17 protein-coding genes are annotated in these 19,613 nt (G+C 69.9%); 2 read left to right on the forward strand and 15 right to left on the reverse strand.

Going from position 1 to position 19,613, the window contains the following annotated elements; genetic code table 11:
• Positions 1 to 17: 17 nt before the first annotated feature.
• Genes G6N60_RS14895 through G6N60_RS14935 form a run of 9 tightly spaced genes read right to left on the reverse strand, consistent with a single transcriptional unit; the run spans position 18 to position 9,406 of the window.
• Positions 18 to 1,067 (reverse strand): substrate-binding domain-containing protein, encoded by a 1,050-nt coding sequence (locus tag G6N60_RS14895; RefSeq protein WP_163738566.1) that lies wholly within the window; start codon positions 1,065 to 1,067, stop codon positions 18 to 20.
• A 42-nt stretch (positions 1,068 to 1,109) separates the two neighbouring features.
• Complete coding sequence (locus G6N60_RS14900; protein ID WP_163738568.1) at positions 1,110 to 2,147, reverse strand: ABC transporter permease; 1,038 nt, start codon at positions 2,145 to 2,147, stop codon at positions 1,110 to 1,112.
• Positions 2,144 to 3,724 carry a sugar ABC transporter ATP-binding protein gene (locus G6N60_RS14905; protein ID WP_163738571.1) on the reverse strand — a complete coding sequence of 527 codons (1,581 nt, stop codon included), beginning with the start codon at positions 3,722 to 3,724 and terminating at the stop codon, positions 2,144 to 2,146. The genes G6N60_RS14900 and G6N60_RS14905 overlap by 4 nt, the downstream gene beginning before the upstream one ends.
• Positions 3,721 to 4,809 carry a zinc-dependent alcohol dehydrogenase gene (locus tag G6N60_RS14910; protein WP_163738573.1) on the reverse strand — a complete coding sequence of 363 codons (1,089 nt, stop codon included), beginning with the start codon at positions 4,807 to 4,809 and terminating at the stop codon, positions 3,721 to 3,723. Before G6N60_RS14910 ends, G6N60_RS14905 begins: the two co-directional genes overlap by 4 nt.
• The gene (locus tag G6N60_RS14915) at positions 4,803 to 5,570 is read right to left on the reverse strand and encodes an SDR family NAD(P)-dependent oxidoreductase (RefSeq protein ID WP_163738575.1); all 768 of its coding nucleotides are present in this window, start codon (positions 5,568 to 5,570) and stop codon (positions 4,803 to 4,805) included. The genes G6N60_RS14910 and G6N60_RS14915 overlap by 7 nt, the downstream gene beginning before the upstream one ends.
• Before the next feature lie 32 nt (positions 5,571 to 5,602).
• Entirely contained in the window at positions 5,603 to 6,610 is a 1,008-nt protein-coding gene (locus tag G6N60_RS14920) for an NAD(P)-dependent alcohol dehydrogenase (protein WP_163743989.1), read from the reverse strand.
• A 5-nt stretch (positions 6,611 to 6,615) separates the two neighbouring features.
• Entirely contained in the window at positions 6,616 to 7,257 is a 642-nt protein-coding gene (locus tag G6N60_RS14925; protein WP_163738577.1) for a beta/alpha barrel domain-containing protein, read from the reverse strand.
• Positions 7,254 to 8,768, reverse strand: a complete 1,515-nt coding sequence (gene xylB / locus G6N60_RS14930) for a xylulokinase (protein ID WP_163738579.1) — start codon at positions 8,766 to 8,768, stop codon at positions 7,254 to 7,256. Before xylB ends, G6N60_RS14925 begins: the two co-directional genes overlap by 4 nt.
• Positions 8,765 to 9,406, reverse strand: a complete 642-nt coding sequence (locus G6N60_RS14935) for an SIS domain-containing protein (protein WP_163738582.1) — start codon at positions 9,404 to 9,406, stop codon at positions 8,765 to 8,767. The genes xylB and G6N60_RS14935 overlap by 4 nt, the downstream gene beginning before the upstream one ends.
• Positions 9,407 to 9,539: 133 nt before the next feature.
• Between G6N60_RS14935 and G6N60_RS14940 the strand changes: the two genes are divergently transcribed.
• Together G6N60_RS14940 and G6N60_RS14945 are read left to right on the forward strand one after the other, a co-directional pair.
• Complete coding sequence (locus tag G6N60_RS14940) at positions 9,540 to 10,460, forward strand: sugar-binding transcriptional regulator (protein WP_163738583.1); 921 nt, start codon at positions 9,540 to 9,542, stop codon at positions 10,458 to 10,460.
• A 19-nt stretch (positions 10,461 to 10,479) separates the two neighbouring features.
• A complete protein-coding gene (locus G6N60_RS14945) occupies positions 10,480 to 11,250 on the forward strand; it encodes a GolD/DthD family dehydrogenase (RefSeq protein WP_163738585.1) in 771 nt (256 codons plus the stop codon).
• On the opposite strand, the gene G6N60_RS14950 is transcribed toward G6N60_RS14945, so the two are convergent.
• From G6N60_RS14950 to G6N60_RS14975, 6 genes are read right to left on the reverse strand one after another with little or no spacing between them, the layout of a single operon-like run.
• Positions 11,243 to 12,244 (reverse strand): LacI family DNA-binding transcriptional regulator, encoded by a 1,002-nt coding sequence (locus G6N60_RS14950; RefSeq protein WP_163738587.1) that lies wholly within the window; start codon positions 12,242 to 12,244, stop codon positions 11,243 to 11,245. The two genes, G6N60_RS14945 and G6N60_RS14950, sit on opposite strands and share 8 nt — an antisense overlap.
• A 3-nt stretch (positions 12,245 to 12,247) precedes the next feature.
• Positions 12,248 to 13,501 (reverse strand): alpha-hydroxy acid oxidase, encoded by a 1,254-nt coding sequence (locus G6N60_RS14955; protein WP_163738589.1) that lies wholly within the window; start codon positions 13,499 to 13,501, stop codon positions 12,248 to 12,250.
• A gap of 4 nt (positions 13,502 to 13,505) precedes the next feature.
• Complete coding sequence (locus G6N60_RS14960; RefSeq protein WP_163738590.1) at positions 13,506 to 14,972, reverse strand: rhamnulokinase; 1,467 nt, start codon at positions 14,970 to 14,972, stop codon at positions 13,506 to 13,508.
• Positions 14,969 to 17,005 (reverse strand): bifunctional aldolase/short-chain dehydrogenase, encoded by a 2,037-nt coding sequence (locus tag G6N60_RS14965; protein WP_163738592.1) that lies wholly within the window; start codon positions 17,003 to 17,005, stop codon positions 14,969 to 14,971. Before G6N60_RS14965 ends, G6N60_RS14960 begins: the two co-directional genes overlap by 4 nt.
• A gap of 2 nt (positions 17,006 to 17,007) precedes the next feature.
• Positions 17,008 to 18,189, reverse strand: a complete 1,182-nt coding sequence (gene rhaI / locus G6N60_RS14970) for an L-rhamnose isomerase (protein ID WP_163738594.1) — start codon at positions 18,187 to 18,189, stop codon at positions 17,008 to 17,010.
• The gene (locus tag G6N60_RS14975; RefSeq protein ID WP_163738596.1) at positions 18,186 to 19,481 is read right to left on the reverse strand and encodes an MFS transporter; all 1,296 of its coding nucleotides are present in this window, start codon (positions 19,479 to 19,481) and stop codon (positions 18,186 to 18,188) included. The genes rhaI and G6N60_RS14975 overlap by 4 nt, the downstream gene beginning before the upstream one ends.
• Between the last annotated feature and the right edge of the window lie 132 nt (positions 19,482 to 19,613).

The raw sequence follows: 19,613 nt of genomic DNA on the forward strand, positions 1-19,613 counted from the left end.
GTTGGTGGGAAGGGAAATCAGGGCTGCTTCTGACCGGGAATGCCCTCGTAGGCGATGTCACCGGTCTTGAGGTTGGCAGCCGTCAGCGCGCTGAGACCGGAGAGGAACTTGGCCCGGTCGCTCACCACGTGCTGGTAGGCGACGTCGACGTTGTCCTTCGTGATGGCCGGCATGATGTACACCGGCGCGGTGTTGACCTGTTGCTTCTTGATCAGCGCGTCGGTCACGGCCAGCCCCGCCGACAGCTCGACGGTGCCGTTCTGCAGCGAGGTGCCGATGAACTCGCCGCTCTTCACCGCGTTGAGGCCGTCCTCGATGCCGTCGATTCCGACGATCGGCACCCCCGTGCGGCCGGACTCCTTGAGTGCCTGCAGCGCACCGAGTCCCATGTCGTCGTTCTCCGAGACCACGGCGTCGATCTGCGGGCCGAAGCCGGAGATCCAGTTCTTCATCTTGTTGACGGCCTCGTCGCGCTTCCAGTTCGCGGTGTCCCTGGCGAGTACCTTGATGTTCGGGTACTTGGCCAGCACCTGCTCGATGCCCTTGGTGCGGTCGATCTCGCCGGACTGGCCCAACGGGCCCTGCAGCACGACGATGTTGCCCTTGCCGCCGAGCTTGTCGGCCATCATCTGCATCTCCTGCGCGCCCGCGGCCACGTCGTCGGGCTGCACGTTGCCCGCCACGTCCTTGTTGTTCAGCGCCGCGTTGACCGCCACCAGGGGAATGCCCTTTGCCTTGGCCGTCTGCACCTGCGGCCCAAGGGAATCCGCCTGGATCGGCACGATGATGATGCCCGCGACACCCTGGTTGATCAGGGAGTCGACCTGGCTGGCCTGGGTGGACACGTCGCCGTTGGCGGAGTTCCATAGCAGCTCGATATTGTTGTCCTTCGCGTACTGGTCCATGCCCTCCTTGCCCGCGGTGATGAAGGAGCTCATGTCGTACACCGTGACGCCGATGCGGGTCTTGCCACTCTGGGACTCGGTGTCACCCGCCCCGCAGGCGGTCAGTCCCAACCCCAGCACGGTTGCCGAGGCGATGGCGACGAACGTCGTTGTCAGTCTCATCCGGTCACTCACTTTCTGTTCTGTGGACACGAAATTCGTTGGTCACGTGCGGCGCCTGGTCGACCAGACGTCGACCGCGACCGCTGCAACGATGAGCACGCCCTTGATGACGTCCTGCCAGTACGCGGGCACGACCAGGATGTCCAACCCGTTGTTCAGCGTCTGAATGATGAACAGGCCCAGCACCGTTCCCCAGATGGTGCCGCGGCCGCCCATGAGGCTGGCCCCGCCGATGACCACGGCCGCAATGGCATCGAGCTCGTAACCCTGACCGAGGTTGGGCGGACCCGAGATCACACGGGAGGCGAGCATGACGCCGGAGATGCCGGCCAGCAGACCGGACAGCGCGTAGACGCCGAACAACACGTTCTTGGCGTTGATGCCGGCGATCTCGGCGGCGTTGCGGTTGCCGCCGACGGCGTAGACCCGCATGCCGTAGGTGGTCCGCTTCATCACGATGGCCAGCACGACGATGCCGACGATCATCACCAGGACCGGGATCGTCAGGCCGAGGATCTTGGTGTTGGCGATCGAGCCGAACTCGGCGGGCAACCCGTTGATGGGCGCACCGCCGCCGATCACGTAGGCCAGGCCCGAGCCGGCCGTGAGCGTACCGAGGGTCGCGATGAACGGTGGAACGTTGATGCGCGACACCATGATTCCGTTGAGGGACCCGACGGCCAGGCCGACGACCATCGCCACCAGGACCGTCATCCAGACCTGACCGGGGTTGGCCTTGGCCGTGGCGGCGGCGGCCATCGCCGACACCGCGATCACGCTGCCGACCGACAGGTCGATGCCTCCAGTCAGCACCACCAGCGTCTGGCCGAGCGCGATGAGCGCGAAGGGCGCCGCGGCCACCAGGATGGTCACCAGGTTGTCGACGGTGCCGAAGCGCGCACTGCGGTAACTGAAGTACGCGATGACCAGCAGCATGATGATGACCATCGAGTAGCGCAGCGCGATACCGCTGATCCACTCGCGGGAGAACAGGCGGACGGGCTCACCCGTCGTGGGCGAGACGACGACCGGCGCGCCCGAGGCGTCCGGGGTCTCGTCGGTGTCCAGTGGGGTGGTCACGATGCTGCCTCCGGTGAATCAGGCCGCTCGTCGGCCGTGGGGGTTGATGGTGGAGCTGGGTCGGGATCGCGGGTGGGCCCGTCGAGCGCGGTCGCCATCCGGAACACGGACTCCTGAACCGACGGATGGTCGAGGGCGGCGCGGTCGAGCTCCCCGACGAAGACCCCGTCGCGCATGACGAACGCGCGATGGGACAGCCCGATGATCTCGGGCATGTCGGAGGACGCCATGACGACGGCCATCCCGGCCTGCGCGAATTCGGTGATGATGCGGTAGATCTCGCTGCGCGCGCCGACGTCCACGCCACGCGTCGGCTCGTCGAGCAGCAGGACGTTGACCTCACCGGTGAGCCACCGGGCCAGCACGACCTTCTGCTGGTTGCCGCCGGACAGCGTGCCGACGAGCTGTCCCATCCCGCTGCTGCGCAACCGCACCGACGACATCACGTCGGACACGGCCTTGGTGCGGGCCTTGCTCCGCAGCCAGCCGGCGACGCTGAACGACGACAGGCGTGGCAGAGAACCGTTGTCTAGCACGCTCATCGACAGCACGACACCGGAGATCTTGCGGTCCTCGGGGACCATGGCCATGCCCTCGGTGATCGCGGCTGCCGGCGAGTTGCGCTTGACGTGCGTGCCGCGCACCACGATGTCACCGGACGCGGTGCGCCTGGCGCCGAAGATGGCCTCCAGCAGTTCGGTGCGCCCCGCGCCGACGAGGCCTGCGAGCCCGACGATCTCACCGGAGGCGACGTCGAAGGACACCGGTCCCGACGCGCCCTCGACCTGGAGGTTGCGCACCTCCAGCACGGGATCGGCCTTGGGCGCGACACGGCTCGGGAAGAGTGCGTCGAGTTCGCGACCGATCATCGCGGTGACGATGTCGTCGTCGGTGACCTCGGCCAGCGGCCGGTCGAGGATGAGGCCGCCGTCGCGCAGCACCACCACGCGGTCGGCGATGGCACGGATCTCGGCCATCTTGTGCGTGGTGTACACCATGGCAACGCCATGGTCACGCAGTCGGCGGACGATGCCGTAGAGCCCCTCGACCTCGCGCTCGGAGATGGCCGACGTGGGTTCGTCGAGCATCACGACCTGGGCGCCGGTGCGGGCGGCCTTGACGATCTCGACGATCTGGCGCAGACCGACCGGCAGGCTGCCCATCCTGGCCGTCGGCGAGATCGCGACGTCGAAGGCCGACAGCGTCTCCTTGGCCTCGGCGATCATCGCCCGCCGATTCAGGAACGGCCCGCGCGTCAGTTCCCGTCCGACGAACAGGTTCTCGTAGACCGTCATGTCCTCGATGGAGGCGAGCTCCTGCGGCACGATTGCGACACCGTGCCGCACGGCGTCGCGCGGGTTGCCCGGAGCGAGGTGCGTGCCGTGCACGGACACCGAGCCCCCGTCGGCGCTGTACTGGCCGCTGACGATCTTCATCAGCGTCGACTTGCCCGCGCCGTTCTCCCCGGCGAGTGCGGTCACCGAGCCGGGTTCGAGGTCGAGCGTGATGCCCTTGAGCACGGGCACACCGCCGAAACTCTTGGTGACGTCGGCACATTCGAGGATGGCTGAACTCACGACGAACTCCCCACCAGATCCGCCGTCGCATCACTGGGCTGCAGCGACACGACGACCTTGACGTTCTCCGGATCCATCGACGCGGTGAAGGCGTCGGCGGCCTGCTCGAAGTCGTAACGGGCGGTGATGATCTCGTCGATCGGGACCACCCCGGACGCCAGCAGGTCGATCGCGGCCGCATAGTCCTCGCGGACGTACATGAGGTTGCCGATCAGCGCCAGCTCGCGATCCTGGATCAGGTCGAGCCGCACGGGGGTGGCCCCCGCCGCGACGCCGACGATCATGACGGCCCCACCCTTGTCGACGAGGTCGATGGCCTGGGCGACCGAACTCTCGCGGGAGACGCAGTCGACCACGACGGCGGCGGGCCCACCGAGCAGCGCCAGCGCCGCGTCCACGGCGTCGGGTGCCGTCGGGTCGAAAGTGCCTGCTGCGCCCAATCGTTCGGCCCGCGCGCGCTTGGACGCCAGCAGGTCGGCCACCACGACGTGGGCGCCCGCATCGCGCAGGGCCAGCAGGACGAACAATCCGATGGGACCCGCCCCGATGACGACGACCGGTCGGTCACGCAGGTCTCCGACCGCCTCGGCGGCCCGCCGCACGGCGTGGACCGGGGTGGCCAGCGGCTCGATGAGGATGGCGTGATCGTCGTCGAGGTCGGGATGCAGGGCCACGAGCCGGTCGGCGGCGACGGTGAAGCTGTCGGCCAGCCCACCCGGCGTCTGGCACCCGAGTACCAGAAGCTCCCGGCAGATGTTGTAGCGCCCCGCGCGGCACTGCGCGCAGTGGCCGCAGGCCAGGTTCGGCTCGACGACGACGCGGGTGCCCAACCAGCGGTCCGCCACGCCGTCGCCGATCGCGTCGACGATGCCGATGACCTCGTGGCCCGGCCGGTACGGCAGGTCGATGAAGGGGTGCTGACCGCACGCCGCGTGCGTGTCGGAGCCGCAGATGCCGACCGCGGTGCCGCGGACGCGGACCTCACCGGCGGCAGGCGCCGCCTCGGGCACCGTCTCGAACCGAACGTCGTCGATCGCGTTGACGACGACGCGGCGGTTGGCACCCGGCTGCGGCGGGTTCACCATGCGGTGTACCCCCCGTCGGCGACCAACACCGATCCCGTGATGAACGACGCAGCGTCCGAGGCCAGGAAGACCACGCTGGGCGCGATCTCCTCGGGTAGCGCATACCGCTGCTGCGGGGCGTCGTCGATCCAGTACCGCTTGAGATCCGGGCGATCCACCGGCGCCATCTCGGTCTTGCAGTACCCGGGCGCCACCGCGTTGACCCGGATGCCGAGCGGAGCCCATTCGGCCGCAAGCGATTTCGTGAGATGGTGCACCGCCGCCTTGGAGGCGTTGTAGGCGGGCTGCATCTGCGGCCGGTTCACGATCAGACCCGACATCGAGCCGATGTTGACCACCGATCCCGAGCCGCGCTCGCGCATGTGGGCGCCGACGGCGAGCGAGCACGCCCACAGCGCCTTGACGTTGAGGTCGAAGACGTCGTCCCACTGCTGTTCGGTGACGTCCCACGACTCGGCGTGATAGCAGGTGCCCGCGTTGTTGACCAGGATGTCGACGTGCCCGAGGGCGTCGACGGCCTCGGTCGTCATGCGCTCGACGTCGGCCTGCCGGGTAATGTCCGCGGTGATCGGGTGCATCTGGTGTCCGGCGGCGGCCGCCTCCGCGACGACCTTCTCGTTGCGTTCGCCGCTGCGGCCCGAGATCGCCACCGTCGCACCGGCTTCGGCGAGGCCGAACGCGAACGCCCGACCGAGGCCCTGATTGCCGCCGGTCACCAGCGCGGTGCGGCCGGTGAGGTCGAACGGGGAACGGGTGGTCATGGCAGGGCCTTCCTTCACTGCGGAGCCTTCCTTCACTTCGGGACGACGATCGACTTGAGGCTGCCCGGGTCGGTATCGCTGTCCAGCGCGTCGCCGACGTGTTCCAGGTCGTAGCGACCGGTGACCATGCCGTCGAGGTCGACGGCGCCGGAGGACACCAGATGTATTGCCGCAGGCCAGGTATCGGTGTAACGGAACACCCCGGTGACGTTGATCTCCATGTTCTGGATGTAGCCGATGGGCAGCGCGAAGTCACCGGAACCCATGCCCACCAGGACGACGTGCCCGGCCGGGCCCACCGCCTTGATGCCGCTGACGACCGCGGGCGCGGCGCCACTGGCGTCGACGAAGGCGTCCACCTGGGGATCGAGGGCGGCGACGTCGTCGACCATCGGATCGATGACCTCGGTGGCGCCGAACCGCAGCACGGCGTCGCGGCGCGACTCCAGGGGGTCGGACACCACGATCCTGGCGGCCCCGAACGCGCGGGCGGTCTGAGCGCAGATCACCCCGATGGGGCCGGCACCCGCGATGAGGATCGAGCTACCCGGCTGAACGTGTGCCTTGCGCATCGTCGTCACGGCCACCGACAGCGGTTCGAGCAGGGCGGCCGCCTCGTCCGACATCGAATCCGGTACGGGATGGGCGAATTCGGCGTCGATGGTGACGTAGCGGCAGAAGGCGCCGTCGATGGGCGGCGTGGCGTAGAACTCCATGTAGGGGCACAGGTTGTAGCGACCCGCCATGCACTGCCTGCACCGGCGGCACGGGTGCTGCGGCTCGACGGCGACGCGCTGCCCGACCCGCGTCGGGTCGACGTGATCGCCCACGGCCGCGATCCGGCCGGACAGTTCGTGACCGAGGATCATGGGCTGCTCGACGACGAAGTCACCGATCCGGCCGTGGCGGTAGTAGTGCACGTCGGATCCGCAGACCCCGACGGCCGCGACCTCGACCAGCACCTCGTGCGGACCTGGCGTCGGAACCGGACGGTCCTCGATGCGCAGCGTGCCGACGCCGGTCATCACGCTGGCCCTCATCGTGCTCACATCGCTTCCCTTCGTTCGGAGGTCATCAGCGCCCGGCCGACGATCATCTGGTGGACACCGGCGGCCGCGCACAGCGGCGCGATCTCCTCGGTGACGCCGCCGTCGACGGCGACGGGCAGCTCGGAGAACATGGCGGTGCACGCGGTGACGAGGCCGAGCCGGTCGAGTCGGCATCGGTCACGGGTGCCCGGCTCGATCAGCATCACCAGGACGCCGTCGGGGTGCGCCGGCCATCGCGGCTCCCCCAGCCCGTCCCATTCCCGCCATACCGCGATCCAGGCGGCGCCGCCCGCAGCGTGGACGGCCTCGACCCGCTCGCCGGTGAACGCGCGCCACGGCAGGAACACCACGCCGGGCCGTAGCGCCAGGATCTTGGGCAGCACCGCGTCGACGAAGTCGGGTGAGCCGATCAGGTGCACGCCGACCCGCTCGCGGTCCACGACGGCCGAGATCATCTGCAGCTCAGCCAGACTCACGCCCTGGGGCAGGCCCTCGGACGCGGCCATCACGTCGACGTGGACGTCGAGTCCACTGGCCGCCAGGGTCTGCGCCGCCGCCACCCGCGAGTCGGGGGCGGCATACACCGAACCGGCGACGAGGCCCGCGAAGCCGGCGTGCCACGCCGCGAGCGCGGTCACCGGGGACCACCACCGTCGAGCAGCGGCGACGCCGCCAGCGCCGCCCACCGCTCCCGCAGGGCGCTCAGCTCCCGGCCGTGCGAGCGGGGGGCCACGCGCATCCGCGCGTCGGGCAGCCAGCGCTTGGCGAGCTCGACCAGTCCGGCGCGATCGGCGCGGACCGCGACGGCCGCGGCCTGGATGCAGGCGCCGCGCGCGGTCGCCTCGTCGACGTCGGGCAGGGTGACCTCGTCGTCGAGGAGGTCGGCCAGCAGCTGCAGCGTCGCGCGCGATCGCGCTCCCCCACCGACCACCGTTGCGGCCCCGCCCAATTCGACGCCGCACGCCAGCAGGCTGTCCCGGCCCGAGAGCAACGACAGCAGCGGGCCCTCCACGAAGGCGCGCGCGAGTTCCTCTCGGGTGGTCTGCGAGGTGAGGTCGGCGAACATCCCGCGGGCGTCCGGACGGTCGGGGGTGCGTTCGCCGTCGAGGAACGGCACCAGCACCGGCCCCTGCGTGGGACCCGCCGCGAGCGCCAGTTCGGAGATGCCCGCGAGGTCGGTGCCGAGGAGCACGGCGGCGCGGTCGACGACGCGCGCGGCGTTGAGCGTGCTCATCAGCGGCAGGTAGCCGCCCGTCATGTCCGCGACGCCGTCGACGGCGCCGGTCGTGTCGAAGACCGGCCCGCGGGACGACGTCGCCACCACACCGGAGGTGCCGAGGCTGAAGTACTGGTCGCCGTCGGTCAAGCCGAGACCGAGGTAGGCCGCGTGCTGGTCACCGCCGCCCGCACCGACCACCACGTCGGTTCCGATGCCGAGACGTGTTGCGGCAGCGGCTCGTACGGTGCCGGCGGCGTCGACGGGCCCGAGGACCGTCGGCAGCTTCGCCGACCAGTCCCTGACCCCGGCCGCGAGGTCGAGGTAGGACGGGATCCACTGCCCGTCGGTGGCGTCGAAGTAGCCGGTGCCCGACGCGTCGGAGCGGTCGGTCACCCGTTCCCCGGTGAGCCAGTACGTCAGGTAGTCGTGCGGGAGCAGAACGGTCGCGACGCGGTCCAGGAGACCGGGTTCGTGCTCGGCGACCCACGCCAGTTTGGCGATGGTGAACGCGGCGGTCGGCAGCGTGCCGATGCGCATCACCCAGCGCCGGGCGCCAATGCGTTCGACGAGCTGGGCCAGGTTGGCCGCACCGGTCGTGTCGTTCCAGAGCTTGGCCGCCCGCAGCACCTCGCCCTGCTCGTCGAGGAGTACCAGACCGTGGCACTGCGCCGCGACCGAGATCGCCCGCACGTCAGGCGTTTCCACGCACCGCGCCATCGCCTGGCCGGCCGCCGCGATGAACGCCTCGACCCAGTCGCGGGGATGTTGTTCGCTGTTCGGCGGGAACGCGGGTGGGTGCGGTGCCGCCCCCGAGCCGAGCAGCCGACCGCTGCCGAGGTCGCGGATCTCGACCTTGCACGACTGCGTCGACGAGTCGACGCCCAGCACCGCGGGGACGAGGGACGTGCGAACTCCCGCCGATGTCGTCATGCGCCGCGCACCACCGGTACCGCGTCGTCGCCGGGATTGCGACGGCGGACGCCGACCCCGCCCGCGGGATGGCTGTCGATGACGTCGCCGACGGTGTGGCCGCGCATCGCCATCGTCACCACCGCCACGGCGTCGCACCACGCTCCGACCGCCAGGGTGCTCGCCATCGCGATCATGTCGCCGGGGTCGGCGTCCGACGGCGTCGGCGGCAGCTGCGCGACGGTGCCCGCGGCGGTCGCGAAGGGGGACTCCGGGCTCTCGGTGACCGCGACGACGTGGACGCCGCGCTGCCCCAACCGCTGGACGAGGTTGACCAGTTCCTGCGACTGACCGGTCTTGGAGATCGCCACGACCAGATCGGACGGGGTGATGGCGCCCATGCCGCCGTGCAGCGCGTCCATCGACGGCAGGTACAGCGCCGGCGTCCCGCACACCGAGAGCAGATGGGCGAGCCGCTCGGCCATGATGCCCGAGGTGCCCGACCCCGTCGTGACGACCTTGCCCGTGACGTCGATCATCTGGCGGGCGATGGCGACGACGCTCGATTCGACCGTCCCGACCAGGGCGGCAAGCGCTGCGGACTCGCGGGACAGCACGGCGCCGGCCAGGTCGACCAGGCCGGTGTCGTCACTGCTCATCTGTCAACCCCGATACTCGTGTGTGTTCCGTTGTGACGTGGATCATGCAATGCTTATGCTCACATGTCAATGCGGCTGCACATATGTGCAGCGGTGGGTGAGCCTGGCGGCTCGGGATCGACGGGAGGCCACGATGGGGCCCGATGAGCTGTTCCAGCGCGCGGTCATCGCCCGTCGCTACTACCTGGAGGGACGCACCAGGATCCAGATCGCCGAGGAGTTCGGCCTGTCGCGCTTCAAGGTCGCCAGGATGCTGGACGAGGCCCTCGAGTCGGGCATGGTGGAGATCAAGATCCACAATCCCGGCGCCATCGACGTCGAACTGTCGACGGCGTTGCAACGGCAGTACGGACTGGAGCACGCCTACGCCGTCACCGCCGATTCGACGAACGTGGCCGACCACGTCGAGTCCGTCGCCAGGGCCATGGCCGAACTCCTGCAGTCGATCCTGCGCGACGGTGACGTCGTCGGCGTCGACTGCGGCCGCACGCTGACCCACATCGCGCCGTACCTGACGTCGCTGCCCCGCTGCGACGTCGTTCAGCTCACCGGGATGGCGGGTGCCATCACCTTCAACGGCACCGACCTCGTCCGGCGCATCAGCGAGGTCAGCGGCGGTCAGTCCTGGCCGCTGTACGCCCCGCTCGTCGTCCCCGACGCCCGCACCGCCCAGAGCCTCGGGGACAACCTGCAGATCCGCGAGACGACCGCCCGGCAGTCCGGCGTCAGCTGCGCGATCGTCTCGGTCGGGGCGTGGAGTGCGGGGGCCTCGCAGGTCTATGAGTCCCTCGCGGCCGAGGAGACCCGCGCCCTCGCCGAGGCGGGGGTCTGCGCCGAGACGTGTGCCCTGCTGCTCGACGCCGACGGCAACCGGGTCGCCGGCCTCGACCAACGCAGGATGGGCATCGAGGAATACGTGTTGCGCGCCATCCCGACGCGCATCGCCATCGCCGCGGGCAAGGAGAAGGCGGCGGCCACCAGGGCCGTGCTCGAGTCCGGCCTGGTGTCCTCGCTCGTCACCGACATCGACATCGCCACCGCAGTGCTCAAGTGAGACCGAGGAGCTGATCCGCATGACCCAATCATCAACGGAGACCATCGACTTCGACTTTCGTCAGGACGGCGCCGTCGCCCTCGTGACGGGCGGGGCGTCGGGAATCGGGGCGGCGATCGCGGCCGCGCTGTGGGCGCGGGGAGCCCGCATCGCCGTGCTCGACCTGAACGAGGCGGGCGCCGCCGAGGTGGCGGCCGGACTGCCCGGCAGCCGCGGCTTCGCCTGCAACGTCGCCGATCCCGGCTCGGTGACCGCGGCCGTCGACGCGGTGATGGCCGAGTACGGCCAGGTCGACGTCCTGGTCAACAGCGCGGGGATCGCGAGACTCGCACCCGCGGAGGAGCTTTCGCAGTCGGACTGGGATTCGACGATCGCCATCAACCTGACGGGCACGTTCCTGATGTGCCAGACGGTGGGACGCCACATGCTGGCGGCCGGTCGCGGCGCGATCGTCAACATGGCATCGCAGGCGGCGAGCGTGGCCATCGACGAGCACGTCGCCTACTGCGCCTCCAAGTTCGGCGTCGTCGGCATCACGAAGGTGCTCGCGACCGAATGGGCGGGACGCGGCGTGCGGGTCAACAGCATCTCCCCGACCGTGGTGCTCACCGAACTCGGCATCACGGCGTGGGACAACCCCAAGGGTGACGCCCTCAAGAAGCTCATCCCCACGGGGCGATTCGCCTACCCGAGCGAAATCGCCGCTGCGGCAGTCTATCTGGTGTCCGACGCCGCGGCCATGGTCAACGGCGCGGACCTCGTCATCGACGGCGGCTACACGATCAAGTGAGCGTGGAGGCACGCGCCACGAGTCGCGGGCCGAACACGACGTGACGGGGCTCGCGGGCGCCCCCCTCGACGGCCTCGAGCAGCAATTCGATCGCGGTCGCCCCGATGTCGGCACTGGGCTGACGGATCGACGACAGCGGCACCGACGCGGACCGCGCGAAGTCGATGTCGTCGTACCCGATCAGCGCGATGTCCTCGGGCACGCGCACCCCGTGCCGGCTCAGCGCCTGCAGCATTCCGATGGCCAGCAGGTCGTTCGCGCAGAACACCGCGTCGGGCAGCCGTGCCGCCGAACGGCCGCACAGCTGCTCCCCCGCCGCCCGTCCCGCCAACACGCTGGGCTCGTCGGTGGCGACGACGTCCAGCGTGACGCCGGGGGCGTGCGCGACCGCGGTCCTGGCCCCGGCCAACCGGTCGGATACCTGGCGCAGGCCCATCGGACCACCGACGAACGCGATGCGCGTGCGACCGCGTTCGCAGAGGTGGCCCACCGCGAGGCGCCCGCCCGCGACGTCGTCGACGGCGACCGAGGACAGCGGGGTGCCCGCGCCGTCGCGGTCGACCAGCACGACGGGAACGCCGCGGGCGTGCAGCGCGAGCACGCGGTCCAGGTCCTCGCCCACCGGGGAGATCAACAGCCCGAACACCCGCTGCTCCTCGAAGACGTCGAGGTAGGCCCGTTCGCGTTGGGGATCGTCGTCCGAGGTGCCGAGCAGCACCACCAGATTGCCTTGCGCCGCACGGCGTTCGGCGGCCCTGGCGACGTCGGTGAAGAACGGGTTGCCGACGTCGAGGACGAGCAGACCCACGCACCGCGACTGGCCGGCCCGCAGCTGCCTGGCGGCGTCGTTGCGCACGAAGCCCAGTTTCGCGATGGCGGCGTGCACCCGTGCCACGGTGGCGGGAGCCACCCGCTCCGGCGCGTTCAGCACGTTGGAGACCGTGCCCACCGACACCGCCGCCGCCGCGGCGACCTCCCGGATTCCGACCGCCACGGGCTACCGCTCGGTCGACGCCCGCGGCGCGAGCCGCACCAGCTGGGTGACGTGGTGTGGCGTCAGCTCCTCCAGACAGGTCACCCCGAGCAGCCGCATGGTGCGCTCGACCTGCGCGGCCAGGATTTCGATGGCCCGGTCGACACCCGCCTCGCCACCTGCCATCAACCCGTATAGATACGCCCGCCCGATCAGCGTGAACCGCGCCCCCATCGCGATGGCGGCCACCACGTCGGCGCCGGACATGATGCCCGTGTCGAGCAGGATCTCGACGTCGCCGCCGACCTCGGCGGCCACGGCGGGCAGCAGGTGGAACGGGATCGGTGCCCGATCGAGTTGGCGCCCACCGTGATTGGACAGCAGGACGCCGTCGACGCCGAGGTCGGCGACGGCGCGGGCATCGGCGACGGTCTGAATGCCCTTGACCACGAACTTGCCCGGCCACTGCGACTTGATCCAGGCCAGGTCCTCGAAGGTCACCGTGGGGTCGAACATCGTGTCGAGCAACTCGGCCACGGTGCCCGACCAACGGTCCAGCGAGGCGAACGACAGGGGCTCGGTGGTCAGGAAGTCGATCCACCACTGCGGGCGCGGCAGGGCGTTGGCCACGGTACGCAGCGTCAGCGCCGGCGGGATCGACATGCCGTTGCGCGTGTCCCGCAGCCGGGCCCCGGCGACCGGGACGTCGACCGTCACGAGCAGCGTGTCGTATCCCGCGGCGACGGCCCGCTCGACGAGCGCCATCGAGCGGTCCCGGTCCTTCCACATGTAGAGCTGAAACCAGTTGCGCCCCAACGGGTTCTCGGCCTTCACCTCCTCGATCGAGGTGGTCCCCATCGTCGACAGCGAGAACGGGATGCCCGCCCTGGCCGCCGCATGGGCTCCGGCGATCTCGCCCTCGGTGTGCATCATCCGGGTGAACCCCGTCGGCGCGATGCCGAACGGCAGACTGACCGGGCCGCCGAGGACGTCCCACCCGGTGTGGACCTTGGAGACGTCCCGCAGGATCGCCGGATGAAACTCGATGTCGAGGAACGCCTGGCGGGCCCGCGCGATGGACAGTTCGGCCTCCGCCGAGCCGTCGGTGTAGTCGAACGCGGCGCGCGGGGTGCGACGCTTGGCGATGCGGCGCAGGTCCTCGATCGTCAGCGCCTTGTCCAGCCTGCGCGTGGTGGCGTCGAACTCCGGCTTCTTGAACTGCATCAGCGGAGCCAGGTCGTGCCTGCTCGGCAGCCGCCGCTTCGTCTTGTGGTTCATGTCGTCAGACCCTTCCGGCCGGAGCTCGTCGTCGTGAAGAAGGTCGCGGTTCGAAGCGTAGCCCTGCCAACGCAGGAGCCATGGTGCCGCGCAGGTCGGTGAGATCGCCCTGCAACGAGCCATGGCTGCGCGCCTGGATGAGCACATTGCCGATCGCCGTCGCCTCGACCGGCCCCGCGATGACCGGTCGGGCCACGCGGTCGGCGAGCAGCTGGCAGAGCAGGCGGTTCCTGGCACCCCCGCCGACGAGGTGCACGGTCTCCACGGGGATTCCCGACAGCGCGGCGGATTCCTCGACGCCCCGGGCGAACCCGGCCGCGAGGCTCTCCACGATGGCGCGCACCAGTTCCGGTCTGCTCGCCGGCGCCGGCAGCCCGCGCTCGGCGTACCAGGCCCCGATGCGGCCCGGCATGTCGCCCGGCTCGACGAAGCGGGGATCGTCGCCGTCGAACACCTCGGCGGTCGGCGGGCAGGCCGCGGCCTGGTCCAGCAGCGCCGCCAGGTCGACGTGGGATCCGTCGCGCTGCCACCTGCGCACCGACTCGCTGAGGATCCAGAGTCCCATCACGTTGCGCAGGAACCGAATTCGACCGTCGGCGCCGACCTCGTTGGTGAAGTTCGCCGTGCGCGCGGCGGCGCTGAGCACCGGGTCGTCCAGTTCGACGCCCACCAACGCCCACGTGCCGCAGGAGACGTAGGCGGCCGACCCGGCGTCCATCGGGATGGCGACCAGGGCCGACGCCGTGTCGTGGGAGGCGACGGTCGTGACGGGCAACCCGGCCGGTAGTCCGACCCGGGCGGCGAGCTCGGGGAGCACGCGGCCCCGTTCCGCACCGGGGTCGGCCAGCCCGGGGAACAGCCCCGCGGGCAACCCCAGCAGCGCCTCGAGTTCGACGTCCCAGCGACCGTCGACGCCGAGCAGACCCGTCGTGGACGCGTTGGTCCGCTCCGTCGACGCCGCGCCCGTGAGCCAGTAGCCGATCAGGTCGGGGATCAGCAGGGCTTGGTCGGCAACGTCGAGCATCCCCTCCGCCGCATCGGCGGCGAGCTGGAACATCGTGTTGAAGTCGAGGAACTGCAAGCCATTTCGGGCGAAGATCCGCTCCTGGCTCAGCCTGGCGTGTACCGCCTCGGCGCCGGCCGCGCATCTGGCGTCACGGTAGTGGTACGGCAGTCCCAGCAGTTTGCCGTCACGCAGGAGGCCGTAGTCCACGGCCCAGGAGTCCACCCCCACGCTGACGAGGCCGGGTGTCGCGCGGGCCGCCTCGGCCAGGCCCGCACACGCGCCGGCGAACAACCCGGGAAGGTCCCAGTGCATCGCGGTGCGCGTGCCGTTCCAGAGGTACACCGGATCGTTGGCGAAGCGGCTCACCTCGCGCATCGACAGGACACCGGGACCCACCTCGGCCACCATGACGCGCCCGCTGGTCGCGCCGAGGTCGATGGCGGCGAAGGTCCCGGTGTCAGTCATCGGAGGAACGCGGCGGCGACGCCCGCATCCACCGGCACGTGCAGCCCCGTCGTGTGCGAGAAGTCCGACGTGCACAGCGCGAACGCGGCGTTGGCGATGTGCTCCGGCAGCACTTCGCGTTTCAACAGGGTGCGCTGGGCGTAGTAGGCGCCGAGCTCCTCCTCCGGAACGCCGTAGACCGCCGCGCGCTTGGCGCCCCAGCCGCCCGCGAAGATGCCGGAGCCGCGGACCACGCCGTCGGGGTTGATGCCGTTGACCTTGATGCCGTGCTCGCCGAGTTCGGCCGCCAGCAGCCGCACCTGGTGGGCCTGATCGGCCTTGCTCGCGGAGTAGGCGATGTTGTTGGGACCCGCGAACACCGCGTTCTTCGACGAGATGTAGATGACGTCGCCGCCGAGCTTCTGGTCGATCAGCGCGCGGGCCGCGGCCTTCGACACGAGGAACGACCCGCGGGCCATCACGTCGTGCTGCAGATCCCAGTCCGCCGCGGTCGTCTCGAGCAGCGACTTCGACAGCGAGAGACCGGCGTTGTTCACGACGATGTCGAGGCCGCCGAACGCGAGGACGCAGGCGTCGACCGCGGCCTGCACGGCGTCCTCGTCGGTGACGTCGGCGGCGATCCCGATCGCGACGTCGGCGGTGCCGATCTCTTCCGCTGCGGCAGCGGCCTTCTCGGCATCGAGATCCGCGATGACCACGCACGCCCCCTCGGCGGCCAGCCGGGTGGCGATGGCCCTACCGATGCCCGAGGCGGCGCCGGTGACCAGCGCGATGCGCGTGGCCAGCGGCTTGGGCTTCGGCATCCGCGCGAGCTTCGCCTCCTCCAGCGCCCAGTACTCGATGCGGAACTTCTCAGCCTCGTCGATCGGTGCGTAGGTCGAGATGGCCTCGGCGCCGCGCATCACGTTGATCGCGTTGAGGTAGAACTCCCCTGCCACGCGGGCAGTCTGCTTGTCCTTGCCGTAGCTGAACATTCCGACGCCGGGGATCAGCACGATCGCGGGATCCGCACCGCGCATCGCCGGACTGTCCGCCGACGCGTGGCGCTCGTAGTACGCCCGGTAGTCGGCACGGTAGGCCTCGTGCAGCGCGGCCAGTCGGACCGTGGCGTCCTCGACCGATGCGTCGGCGGGCAGGTCGAGCACCAGGGGCTTGACCTTGGTCCGCAGGAAGTGGTCCGGACAGCTGGTCCCCAGCGCGGCGAGCCTGGGATGCTCACTGGCGGAAAGGAATTCGAGCACCCGGGGATCGTCGGTGAAGTGGCCGACCTGCGGCCTGTCGGTCGAGGCCAACCCGCGCAGAAACGGCGCGAGCCGGGCGGCCTTGGCCCGCCGCTGCTGCTCGGGCAGCGCGCCGTACCCGTCCAGCGGCGCGCCGAAGGGCTGCGGGCGGCCATGGGCGTCGACGTAGCGGGCGACGGTGTCGATGATCTCCAGCGAGCGCGCCTCCGCCTCGGCCGACGTGTCACCCCACGCGGTGATGCCGTGGCCGCCGAGGATGGTGCCGATCGCCTGCGGATTGCGGCGTTTGATGTCGGCGATGTCGAGACCGAGCTGAAAACCCGGTCTGCGCCAGGGGACCCACACCACGCGGTCGCCGAAGATCTGCTTCGTCAACGCCTCCCCGTCGGCCGCGGTCGCCAGCGCGATCCCCCAGTCGGGATGCAGGTGATCGACGTGCGCGGCGTCGACGAGGCCGTGCATCGCGGTATCGATCGACGGCGCCGCGCCGCCGCGCCCGTGCAGGCAGTAGTCGAAGGCGGCGACCATCTCGTCCTCGCGCTCGACACCGGGATAGACGTCGACCAGTGCGCGCATGCGGTCCAGGCGCAGGACGGCCAGTCCGTTCTCGGTGAGGGTGCCGAGGTCTCCCCCGGAACCCTTGACCCACAACAGGTCCACGGGCGCGCCGGTGACCGGATCGACGTCGGTGCCCTTGGCCGAGGTGTTGCCGCCCGCGTAATTGGTGTTCTTGGGATCGGCACCCAGCCGGTTCGACCGGGCGATCAGATCGGCGACGGTGGAATTGGTCATGCTCATGCTCCCCAACTGGATTGCGTACCGCCGACGCGCTCTGCGCTGACGGCGTCCTGGTACCCCGATTCGGCGAACGCCCGCATCGGATCGGCGGGCAGCCCGCGGTCGGTGCGCCACCGGGCCACGGCAGGTCGGACGTCGGTGTAGAAGGCGTCCATCAGTATTCCGTTGGCGCCCAACACGTCTCCAGCCTCCTGCGCGGCCGCGAGGGCGTCGGTGTCGACGAGCAGGGCCCGCGCCGTCATCTCGGCCACGTTGAGCACCGAGCGAATCTGGCCGGGAATCTTGGCCTCCACGTTGTGGCACTGGTCGAGCATCAGCGCGAGGTCGGAGCCTGCCCCTCCTTCCCCGTCGCTTCGCTCGCCACGACCCTCCAGACCGCCGCCGCGGATCACCTCGAACATGATGCGGAACAGCTGGAACGGATCCGCGGCGCCGACGATCAGGTCGTCGTCGGCGTAGAAGCGGGAGTTGAAGTCGAACGAACCGAGCTTGCCCAGCCGCAGCAGCTGGGCGACGATGAACTCGATGTTCGTGCCCGGCGCGTGGTGCCCGGTGTCCAGGCAGACCTTCGCGCGCTCGCCGAGCGCGCTCACCTGGACGAAGGACGTCCCCCAGTCCGGCACGTCGGTCATGTACATCGCGGGCTCGAAGAACTTGTACTCCAACACCATTCGCTGATCGTCGCCGACGTGCTGGTAGATCGCGGCCAGCGACTCGGCCAGCCGGTCCTGCCTGCCGCGGATGTCACCCTGGCCCGGGTAGTTGGTGCCGTCGGCCAGCCAGATCTTCAGATCCCGCGAGCCCGTCTGGTTCATGATGTCGATGCACGCCAGATGGTGGTCGATCGCCTTCTGCCGCACCGTCTTGTCGACGTGGGTCAGACTGCCGAACTTGTAGTCGTCGTCCTGGAACGTGTTGGAGTTGATGGTGCCCAGCGCCACGCCGTGCTCGGCCGCGAAGGCGCCCAGGGCGGCGTAGTCGTCGACGCGATCCCACGGGATGTGTAGCGCCACGGTCGGCGCCATGCCGGTGAACCGGTGCACGGTCGCGGCGTCGGCGATCTTCTCCTCGACGGTGCGGGGGGTGCCGGGGGTGCCGAACACCTTGAACCGGGTGCCCGAGTTGCCGAACGCCCACGAGGGCAATTCGATGGCCAGGTCGTCCAACTGCGCCGTCATACCGCCACCTCCGTGTTCATCGTGCTCCCGCGGCTTCCGTACCGCTCGCGTTCGATCTCCTGCAACGTCTTTCCTCGCGTCGAGGGCGCCCACACCGCACCGATGATCAACGCCACCGTCAGCAGACCGATCAGCAGCAGGCCCACCCCGGTCAGACCCGTGACGGCCAACAGCGTCGGGAAGAAGTAGCTCAGCAGACCGGTGAAGCTGCGCACGACGCAGAACATGACGCCCTGCGCGCTCGCGCGGTAGGGGGTGGCGAACAGCTCGCTCGCCCAGAGACCGTAGAACGCCTGCGCGCCGACGCCGGCGGAGACGCCCCACAGCACTGCGAACGCCAGCATCGTGGGCATGCCGCCATCGGTGAAGGCCACCAACACGATCCACCCCGCGATGCCGAGTGCCGCGCCGATGACGTAGAGCAGCCGCTGTGACATCCGGTCGCCGTAGCGCATGAACCCGAGGTAGGTCGCGGCCACCGTGCAGCCCCACACCAGGACCTGGAGCAAGTCTTGTGCGACGGGGCTGTGCAGGCCCGCGGTGTCGTACACGCGCGGCATGAAGATGCCCGCCTGCCCGGCGACGGTGTTCCAGAACAGGTAGATGCCGCCGAGGAACAGCAGCGCGGTGACGTTGACCCGGCGGGTGAACAGACCGCGCAGGCCGCGTGCCCCGATGGCGCTCGCGCCCCGACCCTCCTCGGTCCAGATCGTCGACTCCGTCAGCCCCTGCCGCACCCACCACACCACGGCGGCGACGACGAACAGGTGCAGGAAGATCAGCCGCGATCCGAGCAGGCCCAGCGGTGCCAGGCCCGCGGCGAGCGCGAAGCCGATCAGCGGCCCGATCGACCACGCCAGCTGGGCCGTCCCGACGTGCTTGGCCCGTCCGCCCGACGGTGCCTGTTCGGCGATGTAGGTCCAGGACGCGGGAACGCCTGCGCCGACGGCGATTCCGGTGATGACGAAGGCCGCCAGCAGCATCGCGTAGTTCACGGCGAAGGCGGCCAGCAGCACGCCGACCATGTACACCAGGAGGTCGTAGGTGTAGATCGCCTTGCGGCCGAAGCGATCACAGAGCGGACCGCCGAGGATGGCACCGATCGCCGCGCCGAAGGCGTTGGCGCTCAACGCGGCCAGCAGACCGACGGCGAAGTCGCTGATGCCGAACGCCGACTGCCAGAACGCCAGGCTGGTGGCGATCGCGATGATGGACCCCGCCTCGATGTAGTTGGACATCGCGACGGCGATGGTCGCACGCCATCCGGTCGTGGAGCGTGCTCCTACCTTCATGGTGCCGACCTCCAACGATTGAAACGTTTCAATTTGTGGTGTGGCTCACCATAGGCGCACCCGTATGTATCCGTCAACGGTTCTACCCGTGCGTCGTGCAGCGCACCGCGGCGTTCAGCGCCGCCCGGCGCA

Source organism: Mycolicibacterium madagascariense, assembly GCF_010729665.1.
Taxonomy (GTDB): domain Bacteria; phylum Actinomycetota; class Actinomycetes; order Mycobacteriales; family Mycobacteriaceae; genus Mycobacterium; species Mycobacterium madagascariense.

Excerpts from the sequence above, each read along its gene's own strand:
- G6N60_RS14895 (WP_163738566.1), bottom strand. The coding sequence starts at position 1,067 with ATGAGACTGACAACGACGTTCGTCGCCATCGCCTCGGCAACCGTGCTG.
- G6N60_RS14910 (WP_163738573.1), bottom strand. The coding sequence starts at position 4,809 with ATGGTGAACCCGCCGCAGCCGGGTGCCAACCGCCGCGTCGTCGTCAAC.
- G6N60_RS14915 (WP_163738575.1), bottom strand. The coding sequence starts at position 5,570 with ATGACCACCCGTTCCCCGTTCGACCTCACCGGCCGCACCGCGCTGGTG.
- G6N60_RS14920 (WP_163743989.1), bottom strand. The coding sequence starts at position 6,610 with ATGAGGGCCAGCGTGATGACCGGCGTCGGCACGCTGCGCATCGAGGAC.
- xylB (WP_163738579.1), bottom strand. The coding sequence starts at position 8,768 with ATGACGACATCGGCGGGAGTTCGCACGTCCCTCGTCCCCGCGGTGCTG.
- G6N60_RS14935 (WP_163738582.1), bottom strand. The coding sequence starts at position 9,406 with ATGAGCAGTGACGACACCGGCCTGGTCGACCTGGCCGGCGCCGTGCTG.
- G6N60_RS14940 (WP_163738583.1), top strand. The coding sequence starts at position 9,540 with ATGGGGCCCGATGAGCTGTTCCAGCGCGCGGTCATCGCCCGTCGCTAC.
- G6N60_RS14945 (WP_163738585.1), top strand. The coding sequence starts at position 10,480 with ATGACCCAATCATCAACGGAGACCATCGACTTCGACTTTCGTCAGGAC.
- G6N60_RS14955 (WP_163738589.1), bottom strand. The coding sequence starts at position 13,501 with ATGAACCACAAGACGAAGCGGCGGCTGCCGAGCAGGCACGACCTGGCT.
- G6N60_RS14960 (WP_163738590.1), bottom strand. The coding sequence starts at position 14,972 with ATGACTGACACCGGGACCTTCGCCGCCATCGACCTCGGCGCGACCAGC.
- G6N60_RS14965 (WP_163738592.1), bottom strand. The coding sequence starts at position 17,005 with ATGACCAATTCCACCGTCGCCGATCTGATCGCCCGGTCGAACCGGCTG.
- rhaI (WP_163738594.1), bottom strand. The coding sequence starts at position 18,189 with ATGACGGCGCAGTTGGACGACCTGGCCATCGAATTGCCCTCGTGGGCG.
- G6N60_RS14975 (WP_163738596.1), bottom strand. The coding sequence starts at position 19,481 with ATGAAGGTAGGAGCACGCTCCACGACCGGATGGCGTGCGACCATCGCC.